We start from the raw sequence: 16,297 nt of genomic DNA, 5'->3' as shown, positions 1-16,297 counted from the left end.
CCTCAGGTCTACGCCGTCCGGGCGGGGTGCGGCGGGAAGTCGGCGGAACCGGTGCCGGGCGGGTGGCGAGGGCGGAGGCCCAGACCAGCAGGGCGATCGGGTAGAGCAGGTAGCCGAAGCGGGTGTTCGGCATCAGCAGGATCGCGGCGAGCAGGCCGTACCCGCAGATCAGTGCGGTGGCGGCGGCGGTGCGGGGCGGGCGGCGGACGAGCCGGACGGTGATCGCGCCGCCGACGGCGGCGAGCAGCGTGGCGGCGACGACCCGGCCGCCGGGCAGGGCGGTGGCGATCAGGTGACCGGGGAACGGGGACTGGGCGGGGCTGGTGACCTGGCCGTGGCCGAGCGGGAAGCGGAGCACGTTCTCCACCAGCGCGTCCCGGTCGACCAGCAGGGCGGGGAGCAGGGCGAGGGCGGGTAGCCCGAGCGCGCCGGCCGCCACCCGCAGCCCGGCCCGTCGGGTCGCCCCCCAGAAGATCAGGACCAGCGCGACCGGCCAGGCGAACAGTTTCAACGCGCCGGCCAGCCCGACGGCCAGCCCCGCGCTACCGGGGCGACCGGTGGCGGCGAACGCCAGCGCCAGCAGGCAGAGCGCGAGTACGGGCAGATCGTCGCCGCCGGTGGCGAGGGTGAGGGCGCAGATCGGCAGGACGGTGGCCGCCTGCACGCCGCGTAGCACCGCCGGCGCCCCGGGTGCTCCGCCGGTGGTCGGGGCGGAACGGCGCAGCACCATCACGGCCCACGCCAGGGCTGCGGCGGTGACCAGCGCGAACCAGACGCGGGAGTCGGTCCACCAGGTGTCGGCGGCGGCCCGGGGCAGCCCGAACAACGCCATCCCCGGCTGGTAGGGGGTGTAGCCGAGCAGCCGTTCGTCGGCGGGCAACGCGGCGATGGCGTCCGACCCGAGGTAGGGGGTGCCGTGCTCGGCGAGCCGGATGCCGGCCTGCTCGACCACCACCACCTCCTCCTGGGCCCGGTCGGTGCGCCCGGCGGCCCGTTGCCCGGCCTGCACGATCAGCGGGAGCAGGGCGGTGCCGGCCCAGGCGAGGCCGGTGACCACCGCGCGGGCGGTGGTGCCGGCCAGCCGGGGACGGTGGCGGCGGAGGAGGAACTGGGCGGCGACCAGGACCGTCGCGGCGAGGTAGCCGACGGCGGCGATGCCGCCCCAGGCCCGGTGCGGCGGCAGGGTGGAGGTGACGGCGGTGACGGCGGCGAAGATCGCGGAGAGCAGGTAGAGGCCGAGATCGAGGGCGAGTCCACCGGCGGCGGTGTCGACGGCCCGGCAGCGGCGGGCGGCACGGTCGGCGGCGGTCACGCCGGCAAGTGTGGCAGACCCGTCGAACGGTTCCGGGCGGGCTGGCGGCGGCCGGGGGTGCTGAGTCGGATGACCGCGCCGGTGTCGTGCAGCGGGGTGGCGAGACTGCCGGGGCGGCCACCGGAGCCGCGTTGCAGTGCGGCGAGGAGCGCGCCGGCCGGCAGCGGGCGGGCGAACAGGTGTCCCTGGCCGGCGGCGCAGCCGAGCGACCACAGGGCCCGGCGCTGCGGTTCGCTCTCCACGCCCTCGGCGACGACGGCCAGGTCGAGGCTGCGGCCGAGGTCGAGGGTGGAGCGGATGACGGCCGCCGCCTCGGCCGAACTCTCCATCGCGGTGACGAAGCTGCGGTCGATCTTCAGCTCGTGCACGGGGATGCGGGAGAGCAGGGAGAGCGATGAGTAGCCGGTGCCGAAGTCGTCCAGGGCGAGCCGGATGCCGGAGTCGCGCAGCCGGTTGAGCACCCGGTCGACCACGTCGAGCTGGCTGAGGGTGAGCGTCTCGGTCAGCTCCAGGACGAGCCGGTCCGGGGGGAAGTCGTGGGCCTGGAGCCGGGCCAGCACCGCGCCGGGGAACCGGGCGTCGAGCAGGCTGCGGGGTGAGACGTTGACCGAGACCGGCAGGTCGAAGCCGGCGGTCCGCCAGCTGACGGCGGCAACGAGCGCCTGGTCGAGGATGGCCTCGGCGAACGCGGGGAGCATGCCGGAGCGTTCCACCGCCTCGATGAAACGCAGCGGGTCGATCACCCCGTGCCGGGGGTGGTGCCAGCGGGCCAGCGCCTCGGCCCCGGTCACCTCACCGGTGCCCAGGTCGACGATGGGCTGGAAGTTGACGGTGAACTCGTGGTCGGCCACCGCGCGGGGCAGCTCACCGCCGAGGGTGAGCCGGCGCAGGTCGGCGGTGTCCCGGGTGGGGGCGTACGTGGCGATCCGTTGGCCGGCCCGCTTGGCCTGGTACATGGCGACGTCGGCGCGGCGTAGCAGTTCGGGCATGCCGCCGGTGGCGGGGGCCGCGGCGATGCCACCGCTGGCCTCCACGCTGATCCGCATGCCGTCCACGTCGATCGGTTCGTGCAGGGCGCCGAGCAGGGTTTCGGCCCGGTGGGCGGCGATGGCGGGGGCGGGCAGGTTGCGCATCAGCACGGCGAATTCGTCGCCGCCGAGGCGGGCGACCAGGTCCTCGTCGCGGGCGGCGGCGCGCAGCCGGTCGGCGACCTGCATCAGCACCTGGTCACCGGCGGCGTGGCCGAGGGTGTCGTTGACCTCCTTGAAGTGGTTGAGGTCGATCAGGACGAGGGCGGTCACCCCCTCGGCGTGCCGGGTGCCGAGCTGTTCGGTGCCCCGGTCGAGCAGTTGCCGGCGGTTGGCCAGGCCGGTGAGCGCGTCGTGGCTGGCGGCGTGGGCGTGTTCGTCGGCGACCCGGGCGAGTTCGGCGTACGCCTGGGCGTTGCGGACGGCCGTGCACAGCGCGGAGGCGAAGGTGCGCAGGGTGTACTGCTCGCGTTCGCTGAGCCGGACCGGCCCACGGAACCGCAGCCGCAGGATGCCGACGTCGACGGTGCGGTCGTGGCCTTCGAGGCGGGCGGGCAGGACGGTGCCCTCGATCTCGCTCGGGGTGCCGGACGGGCCGTCGTAGGTGATCGTGCCGCTCGCGCCCCGGACGGTGCGGCCGGCGTCGCGCAACTCGATCTCGACCTCGTCGGCGGAGAAGAGTTCGGTGGCCTGGGTGACGGCGGTGGTGAGGACCTTGTCCAGGTCGACCACGTTGAGCGCGTCGGTGGTGCGGGCCAGCCGCTGCCAGGCCTGCTGCTCGGTGCGGGACTTGACCTGGTTGGAGTAGAGCAGGTGCAGGCTGAGCACCAGCGGTGGCACGGCGAGCAGGAGCCGGGGGTCGGCCTGGAGGATGGCCAGGGTGACGGCGATCAGGACGAACCGGGCCAGCGCGCTGGTCAGGCGTAGGCCGAGGTCGTCGGAGAAGAGCCGGGGCAGCGGGGTGCCGGTGGCCATCGCGATGACCGGCAGGGTGAGCAACTCGTCGAGGACCACGGCGACGACGTAGGCGAGCCCGATCATGCCGATGGCCTTCGGCAGGTCGGTGTCCTGCGGTGACCAGCCGAGGGTGTGCAGGGCGACGCCGCCGCCGGCCGCCAGCAGCATGCTCTTGGCGATGCCGAAGGCGGTCTTCAACGGTGCGCGCTTCATGGACAGCAGGGCGATCGCGACGCCGGTCCCGGTGGTCAGGACGACCAGGGGCGCCGGTGCGACGGCCAGCCCGAGGACGATCGCCGTCTCGCTCCAGGAGACCGCGTGGACGGTGGCCCGGATGCGGATCTGCCAGTTGATCCGGACGCCGAGCGCGGCCATGAAGGCCAGCGCGACGGACCGGGTGAGGTCGCCGCCGGTGAGGTCGAGGTGGACCAGTTGGTAGAGGGCGACGACCGCCGCTGCGGTGGCCACCACGCAGACGAGGCCGACGTGCAGCGTCAGCTGCCGCTCGGCCTCCGTCTTGCCTTCGTCCGGTCGCGCCACCGTGTCCTCGACAACCACTCCGTGTCGCTGAGCAGAGGCCAAGGCTACGTGGGGTCACGCCGCCACCACAATCGTTCAGAGCCACTCGTGTGCGGACATCGCGTTCGCCCTCCCCTGATCGTTGTCGCCGACCCTTGCGGTCGGGATCTGACAGGGGACAGCCTAAGTGCGGTTAGGCCGATTTTGGAGGTATAAATGTAACTATGAGCGATAGATGAGAATTGAGTGCGTCTTGGTGACTTTCCGTTTCCATGGGGAAACGGAGTGCTGAGCGCTCCCGACGGTTCTCGTTAACGCTAGATAATGGTGCAGACGGCGGCTTCGCGACATCGGACGAGAGGTGCCGTCTGCCGTTACGTCGAGGTGACCGGCTGTGCGAGTGCGACAGATCACCCCATTGCGGAACGCAGCGTAGTCGGGTCGACGCGGTGGTGCCAACGTCGTCGAAGTGGCCCGGTGGCGATTCGCGGTCACGACGCGACGTAGGGTTTCTCGGGCGTGACGATCTCGCGCGCGATGGTGTTTCCCGCTCTGTCGTCGACGCGAGAACCTATTAGTGGCGACCGATGAAATCGACGATGAACTACCGATCACGAATCGTCCCCACGCGCTCGGCGTTCCTGTTCCCGGTCGTCGTCGCGCACCGGACGTACGCTCCGGTGGGCGCGCACCGCTAGGCTCGCGGACGTGACCGATCCCGCGCAGCTCAGCCACGTCGACGCCGCGGGCGCGGCCCGCATGGTCGACGTCTCCGCCAAGCCGGTGTCCGGCCGGGTCGCCGTGGCCGCCGGGCGGCTGCGCACCACCGCCGAGGTGGTGGAGCTGCTGCGCCGCGACGGCCTGCCCAAGGGCGACGCGCTGGCCGTCGGCCGGATCGCCGGCATCATGGGCGCCAAACGCACCCCCGACCTGATCCCGCTCTGCCACCCGATCGCCCTGCACGGCGTCACCGTCGACCTGCGACTCACCGACGACACCGTGGAGATCACCGCCACCGCCCGCACCGCCGACCGGACGGGGGTGGAGATGGAGGCGCTGACCGCCGTCGCCGTCGCCGGGCTGGCCCTGGTCGACATGGTCAAGGCGGTCGACCCGGCCGCCGCCGTGGACGCCGTCCGGGTGCTGCGCAAGACCGGCGGCAAGACCGGCGAGTGGGTCCGCCCGCAGGACCGGCCGTGATCCGGGCCCGGGTCGTCGTGGCGTCCAACCGGGCCGCCGCCGGGGTGTACGCCGACACCAGCGGCCCGCTGCTCGTCGCCGGCCTGCGCGAGCTGGGCTGCCAGGTCGACGAGCCGGTGGTGGTGCCCGACGGCGAACCGGTCGGCGAGGCCCTGCGCGCCGCCCGTGCCGACGGGATCGACGTGGTGCTGACCAGCGGCGGCACCGGCATCAACCCCACCGACCGGACCCCGGAGGTGACCCGGGCGCTGCTCGACCACGAGATCCCCGGCATCGCCGAGGCGATCCGCGCGTACAGCCGGGACCGGGTCCCCACCGCGGCGCTGTCCCGGGGGCTCGCCGGTGTGCTGGGCCGGATGCTCGTGGTCAACCTGCCCGGCTCGCGGGGCGGCGCGAAGGACGGGCTGGCCGTGCTCGGCCCGATCCTCGGCCACGCGGTCGACCAGTTGCGCGGCGGCGACCACTGACCGCACGGTCGGCGCGGCGGCGCTAGGCTCGCGGGGGTGTACGCGGAGCGCCGCGTCCCGTCCGAACGGAGGCCCCCGGTGAGCACGGAAACCGCCGCCACCGCGGCCCAGGTCGCCGCGCCGCCACCGGCCGGGTGGGAGGAGGCCCGCTCCCGGGTGTACGCGGTCGGCCTCGCCGCCGCCCTGCCCCCGGTCAGCCGGTCGTTGGCCGACGCCGACGGGTACACCCTGGCCGAGCCGCTGACCACCCGGACCGACCTGCCCGCCTTCCCCACCTCCAGCGTCGACGGCTGGGCGGTGCGCGGGGCCGGCCCGTGGGACGTCGTGGGACGGGTGCTCGCCGGGCAGACCCCGGCCGGGCTGACCGCCGACGGCACCACCGTCGAGATCGCCACCGGCGCGATGGTCCCCACCGGGACGACCGCCATCCTGCGCATCGAGGACTCGGGGCGTACCCCGGACGGGCGGGTGACCGGCACGCCCCGGGCCCACCCGGAGTGGCGGGAGCCGGGCGAGGAGGCGGTGGCCGGTGAGGAACTGCTGCCGGCGGGCACCCCGGTCGATCCGGCGCTGATCGGGCTGGCCGCCTCCTGCGGGCACGACCAGCTCACGGTGCGCCGCCAACCGCGCGCCGCGCTGCTGGTCTTCGGCGACGAGCTGCTCACCGCCGGGCCGCCCGGGTCGGGCCGGGTCCGCGACGCGCTCGGCCCGGCGGTGCCGTCCTGGTTGCGGCGCTACGGCTGCCAGGTCCGGCCCTCCGACGTGGTCGGCCCGGTGGCGGACACCCTCCCCGCCCATGTGGCCGCCCTGCGCGGGGCGCTCGCCGGGGCCGACCTGGTCTGCACCACCGGCGGCACCATGCACGGCCCGGTCGACCACCTGCACCCCGCGTTGGAGGCGCTCGGGGCCGACCACGTGGTGAACACGGTCGCCGTGCGGCCCGGCTTCCCGATGCTGCTGGCCCGGCTGGTCGACGCCGACGGGCGGGTGCGGTTCGTGGCCGGGCTGCCGGGCAACCCGCAGTCCGCGATCGTCGCCCTGGTGTCGCTGGTCGCGCCGCTGCTCGCCGGGCTCCAGGGCCGGGCGCTGCCGGCGCTGCCACAGGCCACCCTCGCCGAGCCGGTGCCCGGTCGGGGGGACCACACCCACCTGGCGCTGGTCCGGCTGGACCGGGCCGCCGGCACCGCCCACCCGGTCCGGCACGTCGGGTCGGCGATGCTGCGCGGGCTGGCCGGCGCGGACGGGTTCGCGGTGATCCGGCCGGGCACCTCCGGCGAGGTCGGGGCCCGGGTGCCGGTCGTCCCGCTGCCGCTGCTGCCCGGGGAGCGCACGTGGTGACGACCGGCCCGACGACGGCCCTGCTCGCGGTCACCGACGAGCCGCTGGACCTGGCCGCGCACGAGGCGGCGGTGGCCGACCGCCGGGCCGGCGCGGTGGTCTCCTTCCAGGGCGTGGTCCGCGACCACGACCACGGCCGACCGGTGACCCTGCTGGAGTACGAGGGCCACCCGAGCGCCGTCGAGACGCTGCGCGCGGTGGCCGCCGAGATCGCCGCAGACCCCGACGTCTACGCGGTGGCGGTGTCGCACCGGATCGGCCGGCTCGACATCGGTGACGTGGCGCTGGTGGCGGCGGTGAGCACGGCACACCGGGCGGCGGCCTTCGCGGCCTGTGCGAGGCTGGTCGACGAGGTGAAGGCGCGACTGCCGATCTGGAAGCGGCAGGTCTTCGCCGACGGCACCGAGGAATGGGTCAACTGCCCCTGACCGGCTGCGGTCACGTCGGAGCCCCGCCCCGGCACACGGGTGGACCAGGGGCGACGGCGGCCGGCCGCTGCCCCCGTGTCCCGGTGGGCCGGAACGGGTCAGCGGCGGCCGGCGGTGGCGGTGGCGCGGGCCAGCCGGTCGGCGTAGAAGGCGGGCTCGGCGCCGGGCCGCCACGGCAGGGCGGCGACCAGCACGATCAGCGCCAGCGCGAGCGAGTTCTCCATCAGCGCGCCGAACAGGCCGTCCTGGTAGTGCGACACCTCGGGGAGCTTGTGCTCGTACGGCCAGATCGGTGAGATCAGGAAGAGCAGGTACAACCCGAGCGCCGCCACCCCGTGCCGCAGCCCGGTCAGCGTCGGGTACCAGATCGGCGGGCGCAGCCCGTTCACCCCGGGCGGCCCGCCGAACGCCTGCTGGCCGCTACGCAGCGACAATCCCCGGCTCGCCTCACGGCGGCGGACGGCGGCGTCGGCGAGTACGACGATCGCCGGGATGACCCAGACCAGGTGGTGCGACCAGGAGATCGGGCTGATCACGTTGGCGGTCAGCCCGACCAGGGTGAACGCGGTCAACTCGTCGCCGTCGGCGCGGGCGTTGGCGGCCCGGGACAGCCCGACGGCCAGGATCAGCACCGAGAACGCCAGCCAGAGCAGGCCGGGCGTCTCGATCGAGTCGTACAGCCGGGCCAGCAGGCCGGCCAGCGACTGGTTGGGCGTCATGTCGGCGGCCCCGACCCGTTCGGTCTGCCACAGCACCCCGCCGAAGTAGGCGCGCGACTCGGTGCCGACCAGCGCGAAGCTGCCCAGGGTGACGCCGATGGTGGTGCCGACGGCGGTGGCGGCGACCCGCCACTGCCGGGTGATCAGCAGGTAGGCGATGAACAGCGCCGGGGTGAGCTTGACGGCGGTGGCCAGGCCGATGCCGACACCCGCCCAGGAGCCGCTGTAGAGCAGCCGCAGGAACGGGCCGTCGGTGTCGCGCCCGTGGGTGCCCCGCCGGGAACGCCAGCGCAGGCCCACCAGGTCCGCCATGATCAACGCGAACAGGAGCAGGTTGACCTGGCCGTACCCCAGGGTTTCCCGGACCGGTTCGATGGCCGTGGCCATCGGCGTGGCGATGGCCACGGTGAACCAGAGCGGCCAGCCGAGCCGGTCGACGATCGGACGCAGCAGCGCGGCGAGGACCACCGCGAGGGCGGCGATGCTGCCGGCCGCGTTGATCCACCCGGCCACCTCGATCGGTAGCCCCGCCATCGGCAGCATGGCCAGCGCGGCGAAGGGCGGGTAGGTGAAGCCCAGCGTGGTGGTGGGCGCGATGAACTCGTACAACTCGTGCCCGCTCGCCCACCACACCACCGCGCCGTGGTAGATCTTCATGTCGAAGAAGTTGTACGGCCGCCCGAAAGCACCGATGGCGAGCCATGCGGCATAGGCGACGGCGGCCACGATGCCGGTCCGTACGACTGTCCTACGATCGATCCCACGCGTTGCGCGACGGACTGGGGCGAGGCGGTCCGCACGTCTACCGACGGTTGTCGGCATGGCGTGGCCACCCCCGTACCAAGGTCGTCCTACCCGTCCAGGTCCGGTACGGAGCCTAGAACGGTGCCTCACGTTGCTGCCTCCCGCGTTATGCGACCGTGTCCGATCCCACACCAGTTTTTGACATTTCCACCGCGTTAACGGCTGTCGGGTGGTTCAGGTAATTCGCGGCCTTGCGGGGGGTGATGGCCGAATAGATGCAGGTCAGCCAGGTAACCGGCGGGCGGCGGCGGCCGACCGGACGGCGATCCGGGCCTCCCGCCGGGCCGTACGCACCGCGCGACCCACCGAACGTCGGGAGTGGCCGATGCGGTGACCGGCCCGCCAGCGCAGACCCGGCCTGCCCTCGGTGTCGGCGGCGGCGAGCAGCAGACCGCCGAAGAGGCCGAGGTTCTTCAGGAAGTGCACCTGGTTGTTGTTCCGGGTCGCCGGATCGTCGTTGCTCCAGAAGGGGTGACCGGCGGCGGTGGTGGGCACCAGCGTGCCGGCCAGGAGCAGCGCGGCCGGGCGGGTGAACTTCCCGGTGGCCAACATCAGGCCGGCGGTGAACTGCACGGCGGCGTTGGCCCGGATCAACGTCTCGGTGTCGGTGGGGAGCTGCGGGGCGACCTGCTGGATCAGCGGCGTGACCCGGTCGGTGACCGGCTTCGCCGCCGGGACGAGCCGGTGGGGGTGCTGAAAGTTGCGGGCGCCGCTGACCACGAAAATGCCGCTCAACATGACACGGGCGAGGGAGCGCACGGGTTTCATGGCTCAGTCATACCCCGTTTGACGCCCCACTATCCGGGCAATGGCCGATCCGCAGTGGTCCGCGTGTCGACGGTCCGCATCGGTGCGTCGTCGTCCGTCACGTCGCGGGACGGTCACGCGTACCGGCGGCCGGAGGCGGTGCGCCACGCCGAACGAAGCGACCGTCGCTGATGGACGGGCTCCGACCGGTAACGTCGCGCGGGTGACGACCCTTCGGCTGCGTCCCGAGGGCCCGGCCGACGCCGGCCCGGTCCGCCGGGTGCTGGCCGCCGCCTTCGCCCGCCCCGACCGCACCACCCCCGGTGAGGTCGCGCTCGTCGACGAGTTGCGCGGCAGCGCGGCATGGCTGCCGGAACTGGCGATGGTCGCCGAGTACGGCGGCGAGGTGGTCGGGTACGCGCTGCTCACCCGGGTGCAGGTCGAGGCCGACCGGGTCCGGGTTCCGGCGCTGGTGCTCGGGCCGGTGGCGGTGGCCCCGCACCGGCAACGGGTCGGGCACGGCACGGCGGTGGTGCAGGCCGCGTTGGAAGCCGCCACCGAGCTGGGCGAACGGCTGGTGGTGGTGCTCGGCGACCCGGCGTACTACCGGCGGTTCGGCTTCACCCGGGCCGACCGGATGGGACTGGTCAGCCCCTGGTCGGGGCTGGGGGAGCCGTGGCAGGCGCTCGTCCTGCCGCCGGAGGTCAGCCACGCGCCGCCGCCACCGCGCGGCGAGGTGGTCTTCCCGCCCCCCTGGTCCCGGGTCTGACCCCGGCGGATCAGGCCGGCTGGGTGCGCAGGTAGCGGCCGAAGTGCGGAACGGTGAAGGCGACCGTGCCGCGTTCCCCGGAGTAGATCAGCCCCTTCTTGATCAGCGCGTCCCGGGCCGGGGAGAGGCTCGCCGGCTTGCGGCCCAACGCGCGGGCGATCTCGGCGGTCGGCACCGCCGCGTCCATGTCGTCCCGACCGCCGCCGTCGGCCTCGCCCGCCACCTGGGACAGGGTCGCCATCGCCCGCATGTACTCGCGTTCGGCCGGGGTGGCCCGCTCGAACCGGGAACCGAAGAAACCCACCGCCAGCTCCGCCTCCGCCTCCGGGGCGGCGACCCGGACGTCCGCGTCGGTGATCGGGGAGCGGGGTGCGTGGTCCCAGGTCGCCTTCCCGTACGCCTGGACGAAGTACGGGTAGCCGCCGGACGACTCGTAGAGCAGGTCGAGGGCCTTCTGCTCGTACTCGACCTGCTCCCGCTCGGCCGGCGCGCACAGTGCCCGGTCGGCGGCGATCCGGTCCAGCCGGTCGATCCGCAGGTAGCGGAACAGCCGCTCCGAGTACGACTTGGCGGCGCTGAGCACCGCCGGCAGGTGTGGCAGGCCCGCGCCCACCACGATCAGCGGCGCGCCGAGCTGGGACAGCTCGTGGCAGGCGGCGCAGAGCGCCGAGATGTCCTCCGCGCCGAGATCCTGCATCTCGTCGATGAAGACGGCGATGCCGGTGCCCACGTCCCCGGCGACCGCCGCCGCGTCGGTGAGCAGCTCCACCAGGTCGATCTCGATGTCGCCGGAGTCGGCCCGACCGCTGCTGGCCGGCACGTCGATGCCGGGCTGCCACCGGTCGCGCAACCTGGGGGCCGCACCGGCCCGCCCGGTGGTCGGTGCGCTGCGCTGCGCGAACGCCTTGAGTACGCCGAGGAAGGCGTCGATCCGGTCCGGTGCGCGGTGCCGGGGGGCCAGTTCCCGGACCGCCATGTGCAGGGCGGCGGCGATCGGCCGGCGCAGCGACTGGTCCGGCCGGGCCTCGATCTTGCCGGTGCCCCAGAGCTGGTTGATCGCCTGCGAACGCAGGGTGTTGAGCAGGACCGTCTTGCCGACGCCGCGCAGGCCGGTGAGCATCAGGCTGCGTTCGGGGCGACCCCGGGCGATCCGTTCCAGCACCACGTCGAAGACGTCCAGCTCCCGCCCCCGCCCGGCGAGTTCGGGCGGGCGCTGACCGGCGCCCGGGGCGTACGGGTTGCGGACCGGATCCACGCATCGCACAGTATCGGGCGTTCTAGCCTGCGGACTAGAGATGCGTAGACAGGGCTACCGGCGTGTCGCCGACCCGCCCTCGACCGGAATATGGGGCTGTCTAGCGTGAATGCTAGACAGCCCCATACTTTCCTGTTCAGCTCCGTTTGCGCAGGCAGAGCACGTAGTCGAAGATGTCCACCGAGTTGTCGTGCACGTAGTTGGCGTTCGACTCCGGCGCCAGCGACCGGCACCGCTCCCCGTTCGTGGACGCCGGAATCCGCAACAGCACCTCGTACGTGTTCGGGCCGCACGGCACCTTGCGCAGTTCGGCGTCGCTGGCCGTACCGTCGTTGACCACGCAGTCGCCCCGGACGATCTGATCCGCCCTGGTCGGCGTGGGGGTCGGCTCGGCCGTCGTCGGTTCCCCGGTCGGCTCCGGCGCGCTCGTCGGGGTGCTCTCCGTCGGCCCGTCCCCGGTGGGGGCGGCGGAGATGCTCGTCGAGGGTGCCGGGCCGTCGCCGTCATCCGAGGCCAGGAGGAACCAGCCGCCCACCCCGAGACACGGGCAGAGCAGCAGGACCACCACGAGCCCGACGATCAGCGCGATCCGACCGCCCCGCCCCTTCGCCGGTGGCGGGGTCGGATACCCGGGTCCGGGCTGCCCCGGGAAGCCCGGCGGCGGCTGCTGTCCCGGGTAGCCGGGCGCGGCCTGACCGGGATAACCGGCCGCCGGTGCGGCTGCTCCGGGGAACCCGGAGGACGGTGGTGGCGTCGACTGGCCGGGGTAGCCGGACGTGGGCGCGGCTGCTCCGGGGAACCCGGAGGACGGTGGTGGTGGCGCGGCCTGGCCGGAGTAACCGGTCGGTGGGGGCGACGCCGGTGCGTTGAACGCGCCCGCCGCCGGTGCGGCCGTCGGCCCGGCGGGCGGGAACGGCCCCGGCGGCGGGTAGCCGGCCCCCGACGACGCCGCCGGCTGACCGGTCGGCGGCAGGTAGGTGTCCGGCGGCGGGTAGCCCGCCCCCGACGTGGGCGGTGGCGGGTAACCGGCCCCCGAGGTCGGTGGCGGGTAGCCCGCCCCTGACGTCGGCGGTGGCGGGTACCCCGCTCCCGACGAGGGTGGTGGCTGGGGGGCCTCCGCTGCCGGCATCTGCGTGGTCGGGGAGTACCCGCCGGTCGGCGCGGGCATCTGCGTGGTCGGAGAGTAGCCACCGGCCGGTGGGGGCGGGGCCGGCTGCCCGGCTCCCGACACCGGCAGTCGGGTGGTCGGCGGTTCCGGTGACGTGGCGATCGGGGCGGTCGCCGCATCACCGGTCACGGGGGCGGTCGGCGGCTCGCTGCGCAGCGCCGTGGTCGGTGCGTCGTCCGTACCGGCCCAGATCGGGGCGGTCGGTGGCTCCGGTGCGGTGCCGGAGATCGGTGCGGTCGGCGGTTCCGGCGTTGCGGCGGAGATCGGCGTGGTCGGTGGCTCCGGCGGGGTCGCCGACATCGGTGCCGTCGGCGGCTCCGGGTCGTGCGCCCGGATCGGCTCGGTCGCCGCCTCGGCGGGTGCGGTGTCGGGTTCGGCCGGACCGGCGAGCGGTCCGGCCGACACAGCGGTGGGCTCGTCGTCCTGGCCGGTCGGGACCTGCCCGGCCGGCCCGGCAGACAGAACCGTGGTCGGCTGGTGGTCGGGGTCGGCCGCGATGGGTGCGGTCGGCGGTTCGTCGGCCGGGTGCGGGGGAGGCGACGAGATCGGAGCGGTCGGCGTCTCGTCGGCGGTCGACGGGACCGGGGTGGTCGGCGCGGTGGGTGCCTCGTCCTGGTCGCGGGCGAAGGGAGCCGTCGGCGACTCGTCCGGCTCCGCCGGGATCGACGCCGTCGGCGTGTCCGCGTCGGACGGGACTCCCCCGGTCGCAGGCTCGGAGCCGGACTGCGCGAGGGGTGCGGTCGGCGGCTCCGGCTCGGACCGGCCGATCGGCTCCGTCGCGGGTTCCGGGGAGATCGGGGCGGTCGGTGGTTCCGGCTCGGACCGGCCGATGGGTTCCGTCGCGGGTTCCGGGGAGATCGGCGCGGTGGGCGGCTCGGAGCCGAGGGGCTCGGTGGGTGGCTCGGACTCGGAGGCCGTGGGCCGGTGTTCCTTGTCGGGACGGCCGGAGTCGGGTGGGCCGAAGGTTGACAATCTCTCTCCCCAGGGGTGGGCTCAGCGCTGCTTCAGGCAGAGGACGAAGTCGAGGGTGTCCAGCTCGCTGTCGAAGAAGTACCAGTTGGTGTAGCCCTCCACCACGCCGCACTTCGCCTCGGCGTCCCTTTCACCACTGGTCGCCCCGTCGAAACGGCGGAGCACCTCGTACGTCTTCGGAGCGCATCCGGTGATCAGCAGCTTGGGCTTGCCGCCGGCCGGGCCCTCGTTGCGGACGCACTGGCCCGCCTTGACGAACCGGGGGTCGGCTGACGAGGCGGGGGCGGGCGTGGTGGCTGCCGGACCGGAGGTCGCCCCGTCCGGCTCGACAGGCGTCGTCGGCAGGACGGCCTCGGTCGTGGACGGCGGTCCGTCGTCGTCGGCCAGCAGGTACCACAGGAGGCCACCGCCGACGACCAGCACCGCGAGCACGACCAGCACCGCGACCAGCGGACCACGGCCGCGCCCCGGCGTCGGGGCATCCGGGTACGCCGCCGGCCCGCTGACCGCGTACGGGTCCATTGGCCCGTACGGCTCCGGCTGCCGGTACGACGGGTCGTACGACGACGGGTAGCCGGACGGCTGGGACGGCACGGTCGGGGGCTGCTCCGGGGCGGGCTGGCTCCAGCGGTCGTCCGGGCGTCGCCCACCCCACGGTTCCGGGGAACCCCCCGGTGGTCCGTAGTTCGCCATGCCCGTCCTCCCGCGTGCCGAGATGCCGGCCATCCGAAGGACGCCACCGACGTGGTCACCGTAGCGTGGTCCTGCGATGACCTCATCTCCCTCGGCCGCGACACCCGCCCGACCAGCCCTGATCTGGACCGCACTGATCCTCGTCTACGTGCTGTGGGGTTCCACGTACCTCGGTATCCGGGTCGTGGTGGAGTCGATGCCGCCACTCGGGTCGGCCGCCGCCCGCTTCGGCGGTGCCGCGCTGGTGCTGGCGGTCGTGCTGCGGCTGCGGCGGGGCAGGGGCGCGCTGCGGGTCGACCGCCGGCAGCTCGGTTCCGCCGCGCTGGTCGGGGTGCTGCTCCTGGCCGGGGGCAACGGTCTGGTGGTGCTCGCCGAGTCCGGTCCGGCCGGGGTGGCGGTGCCGTCGGGGATCGCCGCGCTGCTGGTCGCCACCGTCCCGCTGCTGGTGGTGCTGTTGCGGACGGTCACCGGGGACCGCCCGCCGGGGTGGACGTTCGCCGGGGTGACGCTGGGCTTCCTCGGGCTGGTGCTGCTGGTGCTCCCCCGGGGCGGGTCCGGTGCGGTGCCGCTGGTGGGGGCGTTGACCGTGGTCGCGGGGGCGGTCTGCTGGTCGGTGGGGTCGTTCCTGTCCAACCGGCTGCGGATGCCCGCCGATCCGTTCGTCGCCACCGTCTACGAGATGGTCGCCGGGGCGGTGGCCCTGTCCGTGTTGTCGCTGGCCCGGGGTGAGCTGCGCGGGTTCTCGCCGGCCCAGGTGACCGCCCGGTCCTGGCTCGCGCTGGCGTACCTGTTGGTGGCCGGGTCGCTGGTGGCCTTCACCGCGTACGTCTGGTTGCTGGCGAACGCCCCCATCTCGCTGGCGGCCACCTACGCGTACGTCAATCCGGTGGTGGCGGTGGCGCTCGGCGCGTTGCTGGTCGCCGAGCCGGTGACCGGCCAGGTGCTGCTCGGCGGCGCGGTGATCGTGGCAGGGGTGGCGCTGGTGGTGACCACCGAACGGCCGCGCCGGCCGGCCGTCGACGGGGCGGTCCCGGAGCCGTCCCGCCAGTAACGTCGACGGCCGTGCCCCTCGGCCCGCCGACCCCGAGCGCGCGGCCCGGCCCGCCGCCCGCACGTAAGCGCACGGCTGACCGTGGTGCCCACGCGGGCGCACGTTGCCCGGCGGCCGGCCGCCCGGAGCCACGATGACCGGGACGTCGGTCGGCCTGGTGACCGCAGCGGCGACGCTCGGTGTGCTGGCCGGCCTTGCCGCACCCCGCATCGCCCGCGCATTCCCACCGCCCGCGACCCCGCGACCGTCGCCGCCCGGGAACGCCGTTCCCCCACCGGCCAGGGAACCGGATGCCCGGTCGGCCGGACATGGCACGCCTCCGGTCGTGGTGGGGGCGGTGGTCTGCGGCGGGTTGGCCGCCGCGCGTGGCCCGGAGCCGGCGCTGCCGGCGTTCCTGCTGGTGGCGGCGGTGGGGGTGGTGCTGGCGGTGGTGGATCTGGCCAGCCTCCGCCTGCCCGACCCGCTGGTGGGTGCGGCGGCGCTCGGCGGCGGCACCGCCTTGACCGTGGCCGCCGTCGCCGCCGGCACTCCCGGCCGTCTGGCGCTCGCCCTGGTCGGTGCCGCGCTCTCCTTCCTCCTGTACGTGGTGCTGGCGTTGCTGCCCCGGTCCCGGCTCGGCTTCGGTGACGTGAAACTGGCGGCGGTGCTCGGCCTGCCGTTGGGCTGGCTGGGCTGGCCCGCCCTCTGGCTCGGCCTGCTGCTGCCGCACCTGCTCAACGGGGTGCTGGTGCTGGCGCTGCTGGCCGCCGGCCGGGTACGCCGGGACACCGCCCTACCGTTCGGCCCGGCCCTGCTCACCGGCGCCTGGCTCGCCGCCCTCCTCGCCTGACCGCGCACCGCGCCCGGCCGCCGGGGGCGGACAGCTATGTC

At 74.4% G+C, this 16,297-nt stretch carries 13 protein-coding genes and 1 pseudogene; 7 read left to right on the top strand and 7 right to left on the bottom strand.

Going from position 1 to position 16,297, the window contains the following annotated elements:
* Positions 1–16 precede the first annotated feature (16 nt).
* A pseudogene (locus FJK98_RS32770) lies at positions 17–1,312 on the bottom strand (glycosyltransferase family 87 protein); the annotation flags it as partial.
* The gene (locus tag FJK98_RS32765) at positions 1,309–3,855 is read right to left on the bottom strand and encodes a bifunctional diguanylate cyclase/phosphodiesterase (protein WP_240762518.1); all 2,547 of its coding nucleotides are present in this window, start codon (positions 3,853–3,855) and stop codon (positions 1,309–1,311) included. The pseudogene FJK98_RS32770 and the gene FJK98_RS32765, both read right to left, overlap by 4 nt.
* Positions 3,856–4,524: 669 nt before the next feature.
* On the opposite strand from FJK98_RS32765, the gene moaC reads away from it, so the two are divergent.
* The 4 genes from moaC (at position 4,525) to FJK98_RS32745 (ending at position 7,249) form a co-directional block, all read left to right on the top strand.
* Complete coding sequence (gene moaC, locus FJK98_RS32760; protein WP_145922445.1) at positions 4,525–5,016, top strand: cyclic pyranopterin monophosphate synthase MoaC; 492 nt, start codon at positions 4,525–4,527, stop codon at positions 5,014–5,016.
* Positions 5,013–5,483, top strand: coding sequence for a molybdenum cofactor biosynthesis protein B (locus FJK98_RS32755; protein WP_145922444.1), 471 nt, complete (start codon positions 5,013–5,015; stop codon positions 5,481–5,483). The genes moaC and FJK98_RS32755 overlap by 4 nt, the downstream gene beginning before the upstream one ends.
* 78 nt (positions 5,484–5,561) lie before the next feature.
* Entirely contained in the window at positions 5,562–6,821 is a 1,260-nt protein-coding gene (locus tag FJK98_RS32750) for a molybdopterin molybdotransferase MoeA (RefSeq protein ID WP_145922443.1), read from the top strand.
* Positions 6,818–7,249: a molybdenum cofactor biosynthesis protein MoaE gene (locus FJK98_RS32745; RefSeq protein WP_240763105.1), complete on the top strand. Its 432-nt coding sequence runs from the start codon at positions 6,818–6,820 to the stop codon at positions 7,247–7,249. The genes FJK98_RS32750 and FJK98_RS32745 overlap by 4 nt, the downstream gene beginning before the upstream one ends.
* Before the next feature lie 98 nt (positions 7,250–7,347).
* Here the strand turns inward: FJK98_RS32745 and FJK98_RS32740 are convergent, their stop codons facing one another.
* Positions 7,348–8,790 (bottom strand): glycosyltransferase 87 family protein, encoded by a 1,443-nt coding sequence (locus FJK98_RS32740; RefSeq protein ID WP_145922442.1) that lies wholly within the window; start codon positions 8,788–8,790, stop codon positions 7,348–7,350.
* A gap of 204 nt (positions 8,791–8,994) precedes the next feature.
* On the bottom strand, positions 8,995–9,540 hold the full coding sequence (locus tag FJK98_RS32735; protein WP_145922441.1) for a DoxX family protein: 546 nt from the start codon (positions 9,538–9,540) through the stop codon (positions 8,995–8,997).
* A 202-nt stretch (positions 9,541–9,742) separates the two neighbouring features.
* Between FJK98_RS32735 and FJK98_RS32730 the strand changes: the two genes are divergently transcribed.
* Positions 9,743–10,288: a GNAT family N-acetyltransferase gene (locus FJK98_RS32730; RefSeq protein ID WP_145922440.1), complete on the top strand. Its 546-nt coding sequence runs from the start codon at positions 9,743–9,745 to the stop codon at positions 10,286–10,288.
* A 10-nt stretch (positions 10,289–10,298) separates the two neighbouring features.
* Here the strand turns inward: FJK98_RS32730 and FJK98_RS32725 are convergent, their stop codons facing one another.
* The 3 genes from FJK98_RS32725 to FJK98_RS32715 form a co-directional block, all read right to left on the bottom strand.
* On the bottom strand, positions 10,299–11,543 hold the full coding sequence (locus FJK98_RS32725) for an ATP-binding protein (protein ID WP_145922439.1): 1,245 nt from the start codon (positions 11,541–11,543) through the stop codon (positions 10,299–10,301).
* Between the two features lie 136 nt (positions 11,544–11,679).
* A complete protein-coding gene (locus tag FJK98_RS34920; RefSeq protein ID WP_370517102.1) occupies positions 11,680–12,132 on the bottom strand; it encodes a hypothetical protein in 453 nt (150 codons plus the stop codon).
* 1,572 nt (positions 12,133–13,704) lie between these two features.
* Positions 13,705–14,376 (bottom strand): hypothetical protein, encoded by a 672-nt coding sequence (locus FJK98_RS32715; RefSeq protein ID WP_145922438.1) that lies wholly within the window; start codon positions 14,374–14,376, stop codon positions 13,705–13,707.
* A 76-nt stretch (positions 14,377–14,452) separates the two neighbouring features.
* Here FJK98_RS32715 and FJK98_RS32710 point away from each other — a divergent pair, with 76 nt between their 5' ends.
* Together FJK98_RS32710 and FJK98_RS32705 are read left to right on the top strand one after the other, a co-directional pair.
* Positions 14,453–15,427, top strand: coding sequence for an EamA family transporter (locus tag FJK98_RS32710; protein ID WP_205789332.1), 975 nt, complete (start codon positions 14,453–14,455; stop codon positions 15,425–15,427).
* A 133-nt stretch (positions 15,428–15,560) separates the two neighbouring features.
* Positions 15,561–16,256 carry an A24 family peptidase gene (locus tag FJK98_RS32705; RefSeq protein WP_145922437.1) on the top strand — a complete coding sequence of 232 codons (696 nt, stop codon included), beginning with the start codon at positions 15,561–15,563 and terminating at the stop codon, positions 16,254–16,256.
* The last annotated feature ends 41 nt before the right edge of the window (positions 16,257–16,297 follow it).

Source organism: Micromonospora sp. HM134, from assembly GCF_007833915.1.
Taxonomy (GTDB): domain Bacteria; phylum Actinomycetota; class Actinomycetes; order Mycobacteriales; family Micromonosporaceae; genus Micromonospora; species Micromonospora wenchangensis.
Note: the sequence above shows the minus strand (reverse complement) of the source record. Positions and strands in the feature narration are given on the sequence as shown.

Excerpts from the sequence above, each read along its gene's own strand:
- FJK98_RS32740 (WP_145922442.1), bottom strand. The coding sequence starts at position 8,790 with ATGCCGACAACCGTCGGTAGACGTGCGGACCGCCTCGCCCCAGTCCGT.
- FJK98_RS32735 (WP_145922441.1), bottom strand. The coding sequence starts at position 9,540 with ATGAAACCCGTGCGCTCCCTCGCCCGTGTCATGTTGAGCGGCATTTTC.
- FJK98_RS32715 (WP_145922438.1), bottom strand. The coding sequence starts at position 14,376 with ATGGCGAACTACGGACCACCGGGGGGTTCCCCGGAACCGTGGGGTGGG.
- FJK98_RS32710 (WP_205789332.1), top strand. The coding sequence starts at position 14,453 with ATGACCTCATCTCCCTCGGCCGCGACACCCGCCCGACCAGCCCTGATC.
- FJK98_RS32705 (WP_145922437.1), top strand. The coding sequence starts at position 15,561 with ATGACCGGGACGTCGGTCGGCCTGGTGACCGCAGCGGCGACGCTCGGT.